The organism is Paenibacillus sp. SSG-1 (genome assembly GCF_002224835.1).
GTDB lineage: Bacteria > Bacillota > Bacilli > Paenibacillales > Paenibacillaceae > Paenibacillus_AQ > Paenibacillus_AQ favisporus.
On sequence record NZ_MBRK01000001.1, the window covers coordinates 5,609,208 to 5,624,595 of the forward strand.

Below are 15,388 nucleotides of genomic sequence, written 5' to 3' on the forward strand. Positions count from 1 at the left end.
ACCACACAAGCGGGTTGAAGTAAAAACGGCTGGAGGATGCCCAGGCATTCCTCCCTCCGTTCTTCATCATATGAAAGCGCTTGCCGTGGACGATGAACCCAAACAACACATAGCAACCGCTGGTGAAGGAGGAATCCGTGTGGCATCCATTGAGTTGGTCGATGTATCCCAATCGTTTGACAAAAACACCATCATCCCCCGTCTGAACCTGAAGATCGAAGACGGCAAATTCACCGTCCTGGTCGGTCCTTCGGGCTGCGGCAAGACCACCCTGCTCCGCATGATCGCCGGGCTCGACCGCCAGACTTCGGGGTCGGTTCTGATCGGCGGCAGCGACGTATCCGCCATTGCCCCGGGCCAAAGGGGCGTCGCGATGGTGTTTCAGAACTACGCCATTTATCCGACGATGTCCGTACGCGAGAATATCGAATTCGGCCTGAAAAACAACAAAGTGCCCAAGGAGGAACGGACACGGCTCGTGGAAAGCATCAGCGAGACGGTCGGACTCCGTCCTTACCTTGACCGCAAGCCCTCCACCCTTTCGGGCGGCCAGCGGCAGCGGGTGGCGCTCGCGCGGGCGATGGTCAAGAAACCTTCAGTGTTCCTGATGGACGAGCCCCTGTCCAACTTAGACGCCAAGCTCCGGGTGCAGATGCGCGTCGAGCTCATTGAGCTGCACAAGAAGCTGGGCTCCACTTTCGTCTACGTCACGCACGATCAGGTCGAAGCGATGTCCATGGCCGACACCATCGTGCTGATGAATCAGGGAGAGATTCAGCAGGAGGCTTCGCCGGCTGAAATTTACCGCGAACCGGATAATCTGTTTGCCGCGCAGTTTATCGGGGTCCCTCCGATGAACGTCGGCGACATGGGGCAGGACGGAGTCCGCTTTGGCTTTCGTCCGGAGCACGGGCTGCTGTCCACCGAGCCGGCGGATGCCCATTTTACGGCCAAGGGCGTCATCTCCACCCGGGAAATGCTCGGCTCAGAGACCATCTACCAGGTCCGTACCCGGGACCATTCCTTTATGATCAAATGCACCGAAGACCTGTTCAGCGTGGACCAGGACATCTATCTCTCGGTGGACGAATCCAAGCTCTTTCTCTTCGGAGCAGATGACAAGCGGATTTACCGCGATGACCGACGGCATAACACCTACCTTCATGCGCTAAAGGGACGTTTCCAATGAACCGGCGCAGAGTATGGGAGACGACCAGGCCGTACGCGCTCATTTTGCCGGCGATGATCGCCTTGTTCCTGTTCGTGGTCTACCCGGTCTTTTACCTCATTAAATTAAGCCTGTATAAATACAACCTGCTCAATAAGGACAAAAGCAAGTTCATCGGTCTTGACAACTACCGGGAAATTTTTACCCGGGACGATTTCTATCACGCCCTGGCCAACACCGCCGTCTACACGGTGGGCGTCGTGCTCTGCACTATGCTGCTCTCGCTCGGCGTGGCCGTATGGCTGCGGAAGCGGTCGCGGTTCAACGCCATTCTGCAGGCCGGCCTGTTTACGCCGCATATCATTTCGATCGTATCCATCGCGCTCGTCTGGATGTGGCTGATGGAGCCGGGGCATGGCCTGCTCAATTATGTGCTGAAGGCCTTCGGACTTCCGGGATCACCCTGGCTGCAGAGCTCGAGCACTTCCATGATCTCCGTGATCCTGGTCTCGGTGTGGCACAGCATCGGCTATTACGCCCTCATTATGGTGGCGGCGCTGCAGAGCATTCCCCCGACCATCTACGAAGCCGCTGCGCTGGACAATGCCAGCAGGTTCAAGGTGTTCTGGAAAATTACGCTGCCGCTGATCTCGCCGCAGTTGTTTTTCATCCTCGTCATCATGACGATCGGCTCCTTCAAGGTGTTCGATACGGTCAAAATCATGACCGGGGGCGGCCCCAACGGCTCAACGACGACGCTCGTGTACTACATCTACGAGTTCAGAACGACCAGCATCGGCTTCGCTTCGGCCACCGGCGTCGTGCTGATGGCGATTATCGCGGTGCTGACCTTTGTTTACTTCAAAGTCCTTGCCCAGCGGATTCACTACCAATGAGCCGCACCATGGGCAGACAACAACCTGAGGGGGTGCTTTTCCCGTGCTGATCCAGGAAAAGAAACAAGTCGGCGGGAAGCTGCGTTACCGGATCCGGGACCATGCGTCCCTCCGGCTTCTGAAACGGCTTCTGGGCTTCGTGGCCAAGCTCGCCGTGCTGATCGTGTTTATTTTTCCGTTCCTGTGGATGATATCCACTTCGCTGCAAACCTTTGAGGAGACGCTGGCCTTTCCGCCGACGTGGATTCCCGCCGCGCCGCAATGGCATAACTTTGCCGAGGCCATGAGGTCGGCTCCCTTCGTGACCTATGCGAAAAACTCGGTCATCATCACCGTCTCCGTCATCGTGCTGCAAATGATCGTGATGATCCCGGCGGCGTATGCATTTGCCAAATACCGCTTCTGGGGCCGGAACCTGCTGTTCGGCATCGTGCTGCTCGCCTTCATGATTCCAGGGCAGGTGACGTTCATTCCCGTCTACCTGATGATGGCGGATTGGGGCATCAACAACACCCTTCTGCCCCAGATCATTCCGTTCATGGCCAATGCCTTCGGGATTTTCCTGCTCCGCCAGTATTTTATGCAAATCCCGCAGGAGATTATTGAGTCCGCCCGGCTGGACAATGCCAGCGAGTTCAAAATCATGCAGAAGATCATGATCCCCATGGCCGTTCCCGCCTTGGCCACCGTCGCCTTGTTCAGCTTTGTGAGCCATTGGAACGACTACTTCTGGCCGCTCGTCGTCACCGACTCGACCGCTGTCCGGCCGCTGACGATCGGGATCGCCATGCTCCGGGAATCCGAGGGCGTATCCAACTGGCATATCATCATGGCGGGCAACGTTGTGCTCGTCCTGCCGATCCTGATCGTGTATTTGTTTGCTTCCAAGCAGATCGTCAAGGCTTTTGTATACTCCGGTATTAAATAAACTGTCGCTATTACTATTTAAATCACCTGAAAATGGAGGAGTTTCTGTGAAGAACAAGTTTCCATTCATCGCGCTGACACTGGCGCTGATCATGACATTATTGGCAGGATGCAGCGGAGGCGGAAGCGGGTCCGGAGGCGAAACGGCAGGCACGGACAGCAAGGCCGCTTCGGGAGAGGCATCCAGCAATGCCGGTAATTCCGGCTCCGGCAAGGAGACCATCCAGTTCTGGCACTCGATCGGCGGCAAGAACGGTGAGTTTCTGGACGCCATGATCAAGCGGTTCAACAGCTCCCAGGACAAAATCGAGGTCGTCGGAACGTTCCAGGGCAGCTACCAGGAAACGGTAACCAAGCTGCAGCAGGCCGTTGCGGCCAAGACCGCGCCGGACGTGACGATGCTTGAGCGTTCCAACGTCCAGCTGTTTGCAGACGCTGAAGTTCTGGAAGACCTGGCCCCCTACATGGAAAAGTCCGGCCTCAGCAAGGACGATTTTGAGGAGGGGCTGATGGGGCATTCCTATTTTAACGATAAGCTGGTCTCCCTTCCGTTTAACCGCTCCACGCCGGTGATGCACATCAACAAGTCGATGCTGGACGAAAAAGGCCTGTCCATCCCGACAACCTGGGACGAATTGAAAAAAACAGCCGAAGCGCTGGTCGTCAAGGAAAACGGCGAGGTGAAACGCTACGGGCTGACGATGCCGTACGATACCTGGTATCCAATCGCCATGATTACGCAGGCCGGAGGCAAGTTCTTCAACGATGAGGGCACGTCCGTCGGTTATACGACCGAAGCGTCCAAGACCTTCAAGTATCTGAAGGAGCTGCAAAATATCGGCGCCCTCTACTATCCGCCTAGCCAGGACTCCGGCAACATTACGAACCAGATGTTTACGAGCGGCAAGGTGGGGATTCTTTTCCAATCGACCGGTTCGATCTCCGGCCTGACTCAAGGTGCGAAGTTCGATTACGTGACGGCATTTCTTCCGCAGGATAAGCAGTACGCTACTCCGACCGGGGGCGGCAACGTGGCCATGATGGCGGCCTCCAAGCATAAGGATGCGGCCTGGGAGTTCATGCACTGGCTGATGACCAGTCCGGAAGGCGCGCAGCAGTTCGTTATCGATACGGGCTACCTTCCTTTCACGAAGCAGATGGTCGATTCGGACGCCATCAAGCAGTTGTGGGAAAAGGAGCCGAACCGGAAGGTGGCTTTTGAGCAGCTCCAATATGCCGTTGATACCAACAAGAGCGTCCAGTGGCCGCAGGTCGAGCAGGAGTTTAACAAGGCGATCCAAGCGATCATGTACGATAACAAGGACGTCGATGCCACGCTGAACAGCTACAAGGAAGAAGTGGACCGGATCTTGAAAAATTAACGTGACCCCATTCCCGCCAATAACAAGGAGGTACACTGTCTTATGCTAGAGCATTTGCAGCAGCTGCAGTCCATCGTGGTGTCCGGACACCGCGGCTGGAAGTCCGCTTATCCGGAAAATACGCTCTTGTCGTTTCAACAGGCGCTGGATCTCGGCGTCGATATGCTGGAGCTGGACCTGCGCATGACCCGCGACGATGTCGTGGTGGTCATCCATGACGCCACCGTCGACCGGACGACGGACGGATCGGGCCCGGTCGGCGATTATACGCTGGAGGAGCTGAAGCGGCTGGATGCCGGCGGCTGGTTCGGCAAAGTGTTCGAGGGACTTAAAGTTCCGACCTTCGAGGAATTCTGCGAGTTGATCGCCCCTTATCCGGACGTCCTGCTGAACGTGGAGATCAAACCGGACGAACGGGCTCTGGAAACCGCAGACGCCGCCATTGTCCAGCTGGCATCCCGCGGGGAGCTTCACCGGTGCGTATTTACCAGCTTTGACGCCACGGTTCTGGCGCATATCCACGACAAACATGGCCTTAAGACGCAGGGCTTTCCCGGTGAGCAGATGCATAACTATGTGCCGGGACCCGAGGGGACGATTTCGAAAATGTGGGCGGTGGGACTCAGCATGAAGCTGCTGACGCCTGCCCGGGTGAAGGAATACGAGGATCTGGGCATCCTGCCGTGGTGCTACTGCCCGGATGACGATCAGCAGGTCTACTACGCGATTGGCTGCGGTTCCCTGCTGATGACGGTGAACAACCCGCTCCCCGCCATGCGGATTCGGGAGCAGATGGATCTCTCACCCACAAGTTTCATGCCGCAGCCGTGAATGTCCGGTTTCATCCCAACCCTTGATTGGAGGATTGATGTCCATGGATCATTCGAAATTTAACAGCCGTTGGGCCGTGAAGGGATTGGCCCGCCGCACACTCATGAAATTAACGGCAGGCTTCCTGATCGCCGCCCTCCTGCCTCTCTCCGCTTCCGGCGCTCATGCGCAGCCGTCGCCGCTGAAGTCCAAAATGTTCGACCTGTCGCAGGAGGCGAAGGAAGTGATCCGCGAGAAGCCGCTGCATAACGGGACCGTGCTTCAGTCCTTTGCCATCGATAATGCGAACGGGCGTATTTATACCGTTCAGCTCATGGCCGGCGGACAGCAGCTACCCGGCGAAACCGCGCCAGTGAGCGGAGCCGCCCGCTCCAGCAGCGGCGATCTGGCCCTGACCCAGCTGGATATGAACGGAAACGAGCTGGGGCACATGTTCCTGAAGGGATTTGGCCACGGCGTGCAGATCGGTGTGGAGGCAGACGGGTCGCAGGCCTACTTATGGACGGAAACCGACTCGGTGACGGAGTCGGGCAGCGGCTGGGGAACCCAGCTGACCCGGTTCGCCTTCCAGGACGGCGCCATCCTGACGCCGGAGTCGTCGGAGCTTGAGAAGTACCGGCTGATCCCCGGTGCCGACCGGACGACGGTCCATATCGACCAGGCGAACGGGCTGCTGACGATGCGTTACCGTCTGAACGGAGCCTTCCATTTTGGCGTATATGAGCTGGAGAAAGTTAAGCAGCACATCTACGAGCCGGTGGCGGACGTCCTCCAGCCTTCCCTCGGCACGTTCCAGGGCTTCGCCTCCTACGGCGGTTACCTGTATCTCCTGGAGGGCAGCGCCTACGGTTCGGCCGGCTCGGTCGAAGGCACCGGCAATACGTACATCACTGTCGTGAAGCTGAGCACCGGGGAGGTCGTAGACCGGCAGCTGATCCTTACCGCGCCGGAGCTGACTTACCGGGAGCCTGAGGGCATGTCGATCCGGATTCCGGACATCAGGCACCCGCAGAAAGCCGAGCTGTGCTTCGGCTTTGCGTCCGCCTTTACGCCTAACCGGCTCGCCAGCATCTACGCCTTTGATCGGCTCCTGCCCGAGCAGGCGCTGCAGGATTAAAGTTCAAATGAGGAAGGCGGCCGTGTATGGCCGCCTTCCTTTTTTATATGAAGCCGTATTCTGGGTAGGTTCTAAGGCTATTCCTCAAAAGTTTATGCCCAGAGCAAATGTAAAGGAAATATTCATGTGTTTGATATTTTACGGCTTGAAGGAAATATCAGTATACGTCGCGCCATCCTTGGCGGATGCATTTGACAGTTGCCCCTAGCACTTTACCCCATTTGCTCCATAACATCCCCTAGATGATTCCCGAAATTTTTCAAAGTAAGGAACGCAACGAGCAAGAGGATCACAATAACACGAATCGCCACAACCACTCGTTTTAAGGTCATTTTTATACCCCATTTCTAATTAGGATCATTAACCATAGTCACGAAGGACAGCAGACCTCGACTCACTTTTTCGTTCATATTTAAAACCCCTGTTACTAGAAATAGTTTCATTCTTTCGGATTTACCATTTTATATGTACCTGCTCCTATATCGAGAGCGTCTTGAAATTCAGTAGAATAGCCAGGGGTTTCTCCCAGCCGTTGTTTGTCTGCTATTATCTATGCCCTCCGTTACCTTAAGGCTTACCGTGTAGCGGTCCGCTTTTTGTGGTATACTTGAAATAGATCAAGCGTAAACTAAAAAAGCCACGATGCTGGTAACATCGTGACTTTTGACAAAGGCCGGCGGGCGACCACGGCGAGAATTTCATAAGGCTATGAAGAACCACCGGATTGCTAGGCTCCCAACCTAATCCCGGTGGTTTTTCTTGTTATGCCGCGCTTGCTTCCAGGCACTGACCAAAGTTTTCAGGCCAGTAATGATACCGACCAGCTTCAGCAGTCCGTCCAAAAGCTTTAAGGCCACTTCAAGAATGGACACGGCGTCACCCCCTTTCGGGTTTGCTTCGCCGCGTCCTCCCACCGGTTACTTTGTCCTTTCGATTATACCACAATCTACCATTTGCTAATTGCTAATTCTCTCACTTATCCGGACACCGGATCCTCTCATTTCACATGAAAAATGCCTCTCTCTTTCGATATAATCTGATTTAACAGCCCCAGCTTCCAAACCATATTCCCCGGCTCCCTGAACACTCCACCGGTTTGTGCCGCTTACTGATCACAACCAGCCCTTTTGTTGATGGCATTTCGAAGGGTAAAAACTATAATGTACACATAAGCTCCAAAAAAAGGAGGCAGCGATCATGCAACCTCAGGTATTGATTGTCGGCGCCGGTCCGACCGGTCTCGTTTTGGCTCTGGCCCTGGAGAAGCAGGGAATTCCTTTTCGGATCATCGATCAACGCTCCGGACCGGGAGAAGCCTCCAGAGCCATGGTCGTTCATGCCAGAACCCTGGAGTTCTACCAGCAGTTCGGCATAGCGGATTCATTTGTGCAGCGCGGCATCCCCATGCATACCGGCCAAATTATGAAGAACGGAAAGCTTAAGGGAACCATCAACTTTGGTGATTTTGGAGAAGAAATCAGCCCCTATCCCTATGTACTCAGCCTGCCTCAGGACGAGCATGAAGTCCTTCTCATCGAGCATCTCGACTCCAAAGGAATCCATGTGGAGTGGAATACCGGGCTCGTTTCCCTTCAGGAAGGGAATGAAGAGGTGCATGCCGTCACGACCCGGCAAGGGAGCGAAGAGAAACAAGCGTATGCCTATGTGTGCGGGTGCGATGGGGCGCATAGTACGGTCCGCAAGGAGATGGGACTGGAGTTTCCCGGAGGAACGTATGAGCAGATGTTTTTCGTGGCTGATGTGGGGAGTAAAGAGCCCGTGACAAACGTGACAATGAACTTTTTTGAAGAAGGGTTCTGTCTGGTCTTCCCGATCCGCACGAGCGGACAGGTCCGGCTCATCGGACTGATTCCGCCTAAGATCCTGAATCAGGGAGTTCCCGCGGAATTGGAACCTCTGATTCCTTATGTGGAGAGAAATACGGGAGTGCACATCGGCCAGGTAAACTGGTATTCGACTTATAAAAGCCATCACCGGGTATGCGGGCATTTCCGCAAGGGGCGAATCTTTATCGCCGGGGATGCGGCCCATGTGCACAGCCCGGTCGGAGGGCAAGGCATGAATACCGGTATTGGGGACGCCGTGAATCTGGGCTGGAAGCTTGCCGCGGTTCTTCTGGACAAAGCGGACGCCGGCATTCTCGATTCCTACGAGACGGAGCGGATTGCTTTTGCCCGGACGCTCGTGGCCACCACAGACCGGCTGTTCCAATCGATCGTAGGGGGCGGCATCATGACCTCCCTGGTTCAGGACATGGTCATTCCCCATATCGTTCCCCTGCTTCTCGATGTCCCGCCTATACGAAAAATGGCCTTCCAACGGCTGTCGCAAACGCAAATCCGTTACCGGGACAGCATGCTGAGCAGCGGTGCTTCCGGCTCCGTTCACGGCGGCGACCGTCTGCCCTGGATTCAGACCGCCCATGGGGACAACTTCGAACCGCTGCAATCCGTCGATTGGCAGCTGCATGTGTACGGCCAGGCATCGCAAAGTCTGCGCCGGCTCAGCGAAACGACAGGCATCCCCTTGCATGAAATGGGGTGGACGCTATCCATGAAAGCAGCCGGCATGCATCCCGATTCGGCATTTCTGGTCCGGCCGGACGGATACGTCGCGTTGGCGGAGCCTCACCAGGATACCGGTGCGATTCAGGCATACCTCAATCGATTTCATATCGCTCCGCTTACAAGCGAAAAGAGCTGACGCAGTCGTCGGCTCTTTTCATTTGTTGCTGTGATGCGGTTGTACCCGAGACATGCTGCAGCAGCTGTGGCGGATTCGGCTTGTCGCTTGGATATTGCTTGAACTCTCAGCGAGGTACGGCGGCTGGAATTCAGTCCGGATCTCAAAACATTATCCAATCCTTCCGCGGGTTTCAACTCGCCATACCTTTTCTATCGTTAGATCCCAGCAGTCACCTTGTGTTTCGACGCCGCTATCCGCTTATTCAGCTCCTCTAAAAACAGATCCTCGTCGATGGGGAGCGCAACGGTGTCGCCGATCCAGCTCGACAGATGCATCGCATTGGACAGCATTAAACTGTTGATGCCCTCCTCGCCGTCAGCGATCAGCGGCGCACCGTCCAGGACGGCCTTGGCAAACGAAGCGATGACGCCGGTATGCTGGCTGTTGTCACCTTGCGTCTCGATGACGGACACTTCCACAGGAGGCTTCGCAAAGCCGTCCTTCGTTGTAAAACAGTATTCACGCTCGTTCTGGCTCAGCTTATGCAGCGTCAGCGTATTGTTTTCGCACACCAGCTTGCCCATTTCCAGCGTAATTTCCAAACGGTTCGTTCCCGGCAGGTCGGCCGTCGTCGTGACGAATACGCCCGTGGCTCCGTTCGGGAATTCCATATATGCCGTGACGTCATCCTCCACCTCGATGTTATGCCACTTGCCTTCATGACAGAAAGCGCGAACTTGGGCCGGCATGCCGCAAATCCATTGGAGGAGGTCGATGTTGTGCGGGCATTGGTTGATGAGCACGCCTCCGCCTTCCCCGGCCCAGGTGGCGCGCCAGCTTCCCGAGTCATAATAGGCCTGCGACCGGTACCAGTCGGTAATGATCCAGTTCACTCGCTTAATCGCGCCAAGCTCGCCGCTGTGCACGAGCTCATGCATTTTGCGGTACATCGGATTGGTCCGCTGGTTGAACATCATGCCGAAGATGCGGCCGCTTTCCCGCGCCTTCTCGTTCATTTCCCGCACCTGCTTCGTGTAGACGCCGGCCGGCTTTTCGCATAAAACATGCAGCCCTTTGGTGAAAGCCATAATGGCGAGCCTTGGATGGTCGTAGTGCGGCGTCGCAATAATCACGGCATCACATAGGCCGCTGTCCATCAACTCGTCCGGCGTCGCAAAGTAGCCGATGTCGCCTTGCAAATACGTTTTGGCGTCCTCCAGACGCTTGCCGTCCATTTCCGACACTGCGGTGAGCTCCGCTTCCGGTACGATACCCTTGTTTAATTTTTTGGCATGATCCGACCCCATATTGCCCATCCCGATGACGCCGATCCGTAATTTAGACATCAAGACCCTCCATTCTCCTTAGCGGTAGCCAAGGGAAGCCAAATTGTTGTAGCTCGTCTGCAGGCAGTCGAACGGACTTGTCTGGCATACGTCCTGCTCGACCAGCAGATATTTTGTATTCGCTTGTTCAAGCGCTTTCAAAATTGCCGGAAAATTCATGTTCCCTTCCATGACGGGGGCCATTAGCTGCTGCGTTCCCTGGACGGCCATGTCCTTCAAATGCACGCAGTGAAGACGGTCCTTCAACTTGCCGATCCATTCGCATACGTCGGCGCCGGCCGCCTGTACCCAATATGTATCGAGCGTAATGCCCATCTCCTCCGGCGCGAAGTCCTCCACCAGCCGCTCAATAAGGCGCTTGCCGCCGATTTTTTCGAACTCAAAATGATGGTTGTGGTACATGAACAGCTTGCCTGCCTTGGCGATCCGCCCTGCCGCTTCCCGGAAGTCCTCCGCGAAATACCCGTACCAGTCGAGACCGCGGTATTTATCAGGCATCGATCCAATGCCGATGTAATCGCAGCCCAGAATATGATGCTCCTCGATGACTTGATCCGTTTCGTTCAGGATCCGGTCCGGGCTCGTATGCGTCAGCACAATTTGAAGCGATAGCTCGTCGCAAATGGCGCGAAGCGTCTCGGGACGGATGGAACCGATGGCCGAAATCTGGACCGACGTATAGCCCATAGCCGCAATTTTTTGCAATGTTCGCCGAATATCTTTTTCCGTCTGGAGAAAGGATCGGACGGTGTACAATTGTGCGCCTAAAATCATGAAATTTGGCCCCTCCTTCAAGATTTCCAAAAGTGCATTCTCCCCTTAATTATAGTCCCGGCACCCGGAATCGCCATTGTAAATCGAAGCCATAACATTGCAAATATAGCGGTCATTCGTTAGACTAAACCCAACAAAAGCTTGAGGGGGCGAACGGATGCTGTACGCCAATATCCATACCGACTCATTGAATTTCCACCATGCAGCCGACCGGCGCAAGACGGACCAATATGCGCTGCACTGCCACAATTTTTACGAGGTGTACTATTTTATCGCCGGAGAAGTCAGCTATCTGGTCGAGGGCAAGCGCTACGTACCGGAACCGCACAGCCTGCTGCTCATCGCCCCACACGTGTTCCACGGCGTAAAAATCGAAAGCGACATCCCTTATGAAAGGATATCGCTCCATTTTGTGCCCGGATTTCTTCCGCCCGAAAACCAGTCCGCCTTATTATCTCCCTTCCATCCCGATGATGGTCCGGCAGGGATCTATTACAAGGATGACGGTAACCGCGTCATGTTTACTTTTTTCAAGCAGCTGATGGATGCCCGGCACGCCGATGCCGCCATTCGCGATCTTGCGCTCCGGGTGCGTCTTGAGGCGCTGCTGTCGCAGATTCTAATCCACAGCTATGCGCTGAAAGGCACCTCGGATGCCTCTTCCTCCGGACCCTCAGTCCCGCGGATTATTGCTTACGTCAACGACCATATCACCGAATCGGTCTCGCTCGACGATCTATCCGCCGCCTTTTACATCAGCAAGCATCATTTGAACAAAATGTTCCGCAGAGCGACGGGCACGACCATCGGCAATTATATCATCCATAAACGGGTCGTGATGGCGCAGAATTTGATGCTTCAGGGGCATACCGCGAGTTCGGCGGCGGCCGCCGTCGGCTTCCATGATTATTCTTCCTTTTTCCGCGCGTATAAAAAGGTGCTGGGCTGCGCTCCGTCCGCCAAACGTCATCCCATGCTGCTCCATTAAATTGCTCCAGGGGCTTGCAGCAGCTTACCCCCGGGTCAGCCAGCCTTCGGGAATGACGGTCAGGTCTTCCGGTTTCCGGTACCGCTGTCCGATCTCCCGGAAGCGCTCCAGCACGTTCGCGTCCAGCAGTCCCTGCCGGTTGGGAGCTCCGTTCAACAGAAAGGTCACGTTCTGGCGGTTGCAGTCCCGAACCATGTCCAGTGCCCAATCCACTGATTTCAGCTCTCTGGCCGTATCCGTCGTTCTCCAGAACCAGGTTTTCGTTAACACGTTGCAGCTCGCGCCCGGTCCCACAAAGCCGTCTTCCACTTCCTGCCCTGCCGCATTTTCATAAAATACGACATCCGTATGATTCAGGTTGGTCTCACAGCTGATGTTCATCAGCAAGCACTGGGGCTGGAGCTGCTTGACCCATGCATCGATTTCCTCGAACGGAAGGTTCTCGTACGAAGGGCCTCCCCAATGGGCGTTCCAGCCGTCGATAATGAGGAACGGAAGCTCGCCGTAGCTCGTCAGCAGCTCCTCAAGCTGGTTTTTAATGAACTGCTTATCCGCCGGCGTGCATGTTCTCCGGCCGATTTGGTGATGCAGGTCCAGCATGGAAAAATACAGCCCCGCCTCGATCCCTTCCGCCCGGAACGCGTCCAGGTATTCCTTGACGACATCCCGCTGACTCGCTGCGTTGCGAACGCAATGCTCCGTGTACTTCGTCGGCCACAAGCTGAAGCCTTCATGATGCTTCGCGGTCAATGCCGCAAAGCTCATCCCCGCCGATTTGGCGGCCTTTGCCCACTGCGAGCAGTCCAGCTGCTCCGGATTCCAGTCCTTCGGGTCAAAAGGAAACCGGCGGGGCTCATCCCCGTTCTCGTGATCGTATTCCCAATCGATAATGTCCGAATCGGCAAACTGAAACGTTGCGCTGTTGAAGTGAATAAACATCCCGAACCGCTGATTCACAAACCACTGCTGCCTTTGGATGAGTGCCTGTTGATCCATAACTCACTGCCTCCCTGACTTCACTTAAATCATATAATATCTACCACTCTACAGGATCATCTCCCTTGACACAGCTGACAATGGCGACTTCTTATAGTACAATCTCTACATTCGTTTTTTTCATAAAGGAGCTTTAGCAATATGCTCGTACTTGAACTCAAGGTGCCGCCGTTTCCGCTGCTGGCCGCGGTCGGCCATACGGTGTGGCAGGCGGGCGTGATGCACGCCGAGCGCCAATTCGAAGCCTTTGACCTGATCGTTTGCGCCAAAGGCACGCTATATATGGAGGAGAACGGGATTGCATATGATATCCGGGAAGGAACGATGCTCGTCCTGGAGCCTGGCAAAACGCACCGCGGCTGCCGTCCGACCGAGCGCGAAACCGAGGTGTATTGGATTCATTTCGAATACCCGGCGGATGAGCAGCCGGTTCTGACCGAGAAAAGCCACTGGCATCAGCCGCTGCTGAACCGGTCGGATCAGGATACCCAGGCCCAGCCGGGCCTGGTGGACATCCCCAAATTTGCCGAGGTGGATTTACGCACGATGGTGCCGATCCTGCAGGACATGCTGAAAGTGCACGGTATGCTTACCCCCTACGGAGTCTACGAACTGCACATGTTATTCGGCAGGTTCCTGATCGAGCTGCAGGGAAGCATGAGAAAAGGCAGCCCGCATGCCCGCTCGTTTTTCCTTGGAGAGCAGGTCGCAGCCTATTTGGCGGACAACCTTGAAGCTCCCTTCGACTCCGCCGGCATGGAGCGTGATCTGCATTACCATTTCGATTACTTGGCGCGCTGCCTGAAACAATATTCGGGAATGAGTCCGCTTCAATACCGGCATCATCTGCAGATGGAGCGGGCCAAGCGGCTGCTGGCGCATTCAGAGATGCCCCTGATCAAAGTCGCCGAACAATGCGGATTCCGGGACAACAACTATTTTACGCGTCTGTTTAAACGCCAAACCTCGTTCACTCCCGGCGAGTACAGGAAACGGTATCAGGTGTTCCGGGTGGATTGAAATATTGGCTTGGTTTGATATACTAAATGAAAGCTGCACAAGGCTTGCGTGCACATTTCAAAGAACGTTAACGAGAATCGGAGAATAATAATGCCGAAGGACCCATCAAAATTGTTATATCAAATGATTAAGGACGACATCCTCGCCAGAATTGAAAATCATCAGTTCGAATACGATAAGCCGATTTGTACGGAGAAAAGCTTGTCCGAGCAGTACGGCGTCAGCCGCATTACCTCCAAGCGGGCTATCGAGGATTTGGAGCAGGCCGGCATCCTGTACCGCAAACGCGGGGTGGGGAGCTTCGTGCGGCGTATTCCTCTATCCGCTCAGCCGGCCAGCTCTGTCACTTCCCTTCCGGAGGGGCTGGCACCGGGGAGGACCATACCGGTCATCCTGCCTTTCGCCGTCAACCAGGGCGGTTTCTTTCGCATTGTCGAGGCGGCTACCGCGCGGCTGGACGGCGCCAATGTTCATTTGGCGATCCATATTTGCGAGCCGGATCCGGATAAGATGAGAAGCCTGCTGCTCCGGCTCTTTGCTCAAGACGTGGACACCCTCATACTGTATCCGGCAGGTAACGAGCTGCATTTGGACGTGCTCAGGAAGTTTACCGAGCAGGGCAAGCAGGTCATCATCCTGGATAAGCCGCATGATATTCCTTATTTAAGCAGCGTAGTCTGCGACAATTTCGGGGGCAGCTACCAGCTGACCCGGCATCTGGTCGATTACGGGCACCGCCGGATCGCCTACGTCTCCCGCTTCTCACCCCGTGACATGTCCAGCTTGTCCGCACGCTTTAGCGGGTTTACGAAATGCATGAACGACCACGGGCTCGAAGTGGTCTCCGAGTACGTCAAATTTAATGTCACGCCCGATTACCACATGCTGAAGCATATCATTAACGGGTTTTACCGGTCGGGCGTCACCGCCATCGAGTGCGAGAACGACGAGGTCGCCTTTAACGTGTACATGTGCTGTCTCGGTTTGTCGATCCGGGTACCTGAGCAGATGAGCATTACCGGCTTCGACAATATCGAGTGGGCGGTGACCGGCAGCGCGCAAATCACCACCATCGACCAGAATTTCAGCGTCATCGGCGAAACGATCGCCGACCTCATTCTGAACGGAGACCGTCGCCCCGTTATCACGACCGTCCCCGTAAGCCTCGTTCCCAGGGCCTCGACCGGGCCTGCAACGGCGGATTAACGGAAGGAAGGCAGCGCCCAGGAGACGCGGT

The 15,388-nt window shown here is 55.4% G+C and carries 14 protein-coding genes; 10 read left to right on the forward strand and 4 right to left on the reverse strand.

All coding sequences use genetic code 11. The annotated features are described in order from the left end of the window. The first annotated feature begins 139 nt into the window (after positions 1-139). The 6 genes from BCV73_RS25755 to BCV73_RS25780 all read left to right on the forward strand — a co-directional run bounded on the left by BCV73_RS25755 (position 140) and on the right by BCV73_RS25780 (position 6,321). The gene (locus BCV73_RS25755; RefSeq protein ID WP_089549056.1) at positions 140-1,189 is read left to right on the forward strand and encodes an ABC transporter ATP-binding protein; all 1,050 of its coding nucleotides are present in this window, start codon (positions 140-142) and stop codon (positions 1,187-1,189) included. After that, a complete protein-coding gene (locus tag BCV73_RS25760; RefSeq protein ID WP_089549057.1) occupies positions 1,186-2,064 on the forward strand; it encodes a carbohydrate ABC transporter permease in 879 nt (292 codons plus the stop codon). Before BCV73_RS25755 ends, BCV73_RS25760 begins: the two co-directional genes overlap by 4 nt. A gap of 187 nt (positions 2,065-2,251) precedes the next feature. After that, on the forward strand, positions 2,252-2,992 hold the full coding sequence (locus BCV73_RS25765) for a carbohydrate ABC transporter permease (RefSeq protein ID WP_084204006.1): 741 nt from the start codon (positions 2,252-2,254) through the stop codon (positions 2,990-2,992). A gap of 46 nt (positions 2,993-3,038) precedes the next feature. Then, on the forward strand, positions 3,039-4,373 hold the full coding sequence (locus BCV73_RS25770; protein ID WP_256993004.1) for an ABC transporter substrate-binding protein: 1,335 nt from the start codon (positions 3,039-3,041) through the stop codon (positions 4,371-4,373). 42 nt (positions 4,374-4,415) lie between these two features. Next, entirely contained in the window at positions 4,416-5,204 is a 789-nt protein-coding gene (locus BCV73_RS25775) for a glycerophosphodiester phosphodiesterase family protein (protein ID WP_089549058.1), read from the forward strand. Between the two features lie 43 nt (positions 5,205-5,247). Then, the gene (locus tag BCV73_RS25780) at positions 5,248-6,321 is read left to right on the forward strand and encodes a phage baseplate protein (protein WP_089549059.1); all 1,074 of its coding nucleotides are present in this window, start codon (positions 5,248-5,250) and stop codon (positions 6,319-6,321) included. A 740-nt stretch (positions 6,322-7,061) separates the two neighbouring features. Here BCV73_RS25780 and BCV73_RS35960 read toward each other — a convergent pair. Continuing rightward, positions 7,062-7,193 carry a hypothetical protein gene (locus tag BCV73_RS35960; protein WP_256993005.1) on the reverse strand — a complete coding sequence of 44 codons (132 nt, stop codon included), beginning with the start codon at positions 7,191-7,193 and terminating at the stop codon, positions 7,062-7,064. A 325-nt stretch (positions 7,194-7,518) separates the two neighbouring features. Here BCV73_RS35960 and BCV73_RS25790 point away from each other — a divergent pair, with 325 nt between their 5' ends. Further along, on the forward strand, positions 7,519-9,045 hold the full coding sequence (locus BCV73_RS25790) for an FAD-dependent monooxygenase (RefSeq protein WP_089549060.1): 1,527 nt from the start codon (positions 7,519-7,521) through the stop codon (positions 9,043-9,045). Positions 9,046-9,242: 197 nt separating this feature from the next. On the opposite strand, the gene BCV73_RS25795 is transcribed toward BCV73_RS25790, so the two are convergent. Further along, positions 9,243-10,373, reverse strand: coding sequence for a Gfo/Idh/MocA family protein (locus tag BCV73_RS25795; RefSeq protein ID WP_089549061.1), 1,131 nt, complete (start codon positions 10,371-10,373; stop codon positions 9,243-9,245). A gap of 18 nt (positions 10,374-10,391) precedes the next feature. Further along, a complete protein-coding gene (locus tag BCV73_RS25800; RefSeq protein ID WP_089549062.1) occupies positions 10,392-11,147 on the reverse strand; it encodes a sugar phosphate isomerase/epimerase family protein in 756 nt (251 codons plus the stop codon). 157 nt (positions 11,148-11,304) lie between these two features. Between BCV73_RS25800 and BCV73_RS25805 the strand changes: the two genes are divergently transcribed. Beyond that, positions 11,305-12,135 (forward strand): helix-turn-helix transcriptional regulator, encoded by an 831-nt coding sequence (locus BCV73_RS25805; RefSeq protein WP_089549063.1) that lies wholly within the window; start codon positions 11,305-11,307, stop codon positions 12,133-12,135. 24 nt (positions 12,136-12,159) lie between these two features. Here BCV73_RS25805 and BCV73_RS25810 read toward each other — a convergent pair whose 3' ends face one another. Beyond that, positions 12,160-13,131, reverse strand: coding sequence for an alpha-L-fucosidase (locus BCV73_RS25810; RefSeq protein WP_089549064.1), 972 nt, complete (start codon positions 13,129-13,131; stop codon positions 12,160-12,162). 141 nt (positions 13,132-13,272) lie between these two features. Here BCV73_RS25810 and BCV73_RS25815 point away from each other — a divergent pair, with 141 nt between their 5' ends. Beyond that, positions 13,273-14,151, forward strand: a complete 879-nt coding sequence (locus BCV73_RS25815; protein ID WP_089549065.1) for an AraC family transcriptional regulator — start codon at positions 13,273-13,275, stop codon at positions 14,149-14,151. A 123-nt stretch (positions 14,152-14,274) separates the two neighbouring features. Continuing rightward, entirely contained in the window at positions 14,275-15,357 is a 1,083-nt protein-coding gene (locus BCV73_RS25820; protein WP_218828192.1) for a substrate-binding domain-containing protein, read from the forward strand. Positions 15,358-15,388 lie beyond the last annotated feature (31 nt).

Excerpts from the sequence above, each read along its gene's own strand:
- BCV73_RS25760 (WP_089549057.1), top strand. The coding sequence starts at position 1,186 with ATGAACCGGCGCAGAGTATGGGAGACGACCAGGCCGTACGCGCTCATT.
- BCV73_RS25765 (WP_084204006.1), top strand. The coding sequence starts at position 2,252 with ATGATATCCACTTCGCTGCAAACCTTTGAGGAGACGCTGGCCTTTCCG.
- BCV73_RS25775 (WP_089549058.1), top strand. The coding sequence starts at position 4,416 with ATGCTAGAGCATTTGCAGCAGCTGCAGTCCATCGTGGTGTCCGGACAC.
- BCV73_RS25780 (WP_089549059.1), top strand. The coding sequence starts at position 5,248 with ATGGATCATTCGAAATTTAACAGCCGTTGGGCCGTGAAGGGATTGGCC.
- BCV73_RS25790 (WP_089549060.1), top strand. The coding sequence starts at position 7,519 with ATGCAACCTCAGGTATTGATTGTCGGCGCCGGTCCGACCGGTCTCGTT.
- BCV73_RS25795 (WP_089549061.1), bottom strand. The coding sequence starts at position 10,373 with ATGTCTAAATTACGGATCGGCGTCATCGGGATGGGCAATATGGGGTCG.
- BCV73_RS25800 (WP_089549062.1), bottom strand. The coding sequence starts at position 11,147 with ATGATTTTAGGCGCACAATTGTACACCGTCCGATCCTTTCTCCAGACG.
- BCV73_RS25805 (WP_089549063.1), top strand. The coding sequence starts at position 11,305 with ATGCTGTACGCCAATATCCATACCGACTCATTGAATTTCCACCATGCA.
- BCV73_RS25810 (WP_089549064.1), bottom strand. The coding sequence starts at position 13,131 with ATGGATCAACAGGCACTCATCCAAAGGCAGCAGTGGTTTGTGAATCAG.
- BCV73_RS25815 (WP_089549065.1), top strand. The coding sequence starts at position 13,273 with ATGCTCGTACTTGAACTCAAGGTGCCGCCGTTTCCGCTGCTGGCCGCG.
- BCV73_RS25820 (WP_218828192.1), top strand. The coding sequence starts at position 14,275 with ATGATTAAGGACGACATCCTCGCCAGAATTGAAAATCATCAGTTCGAA.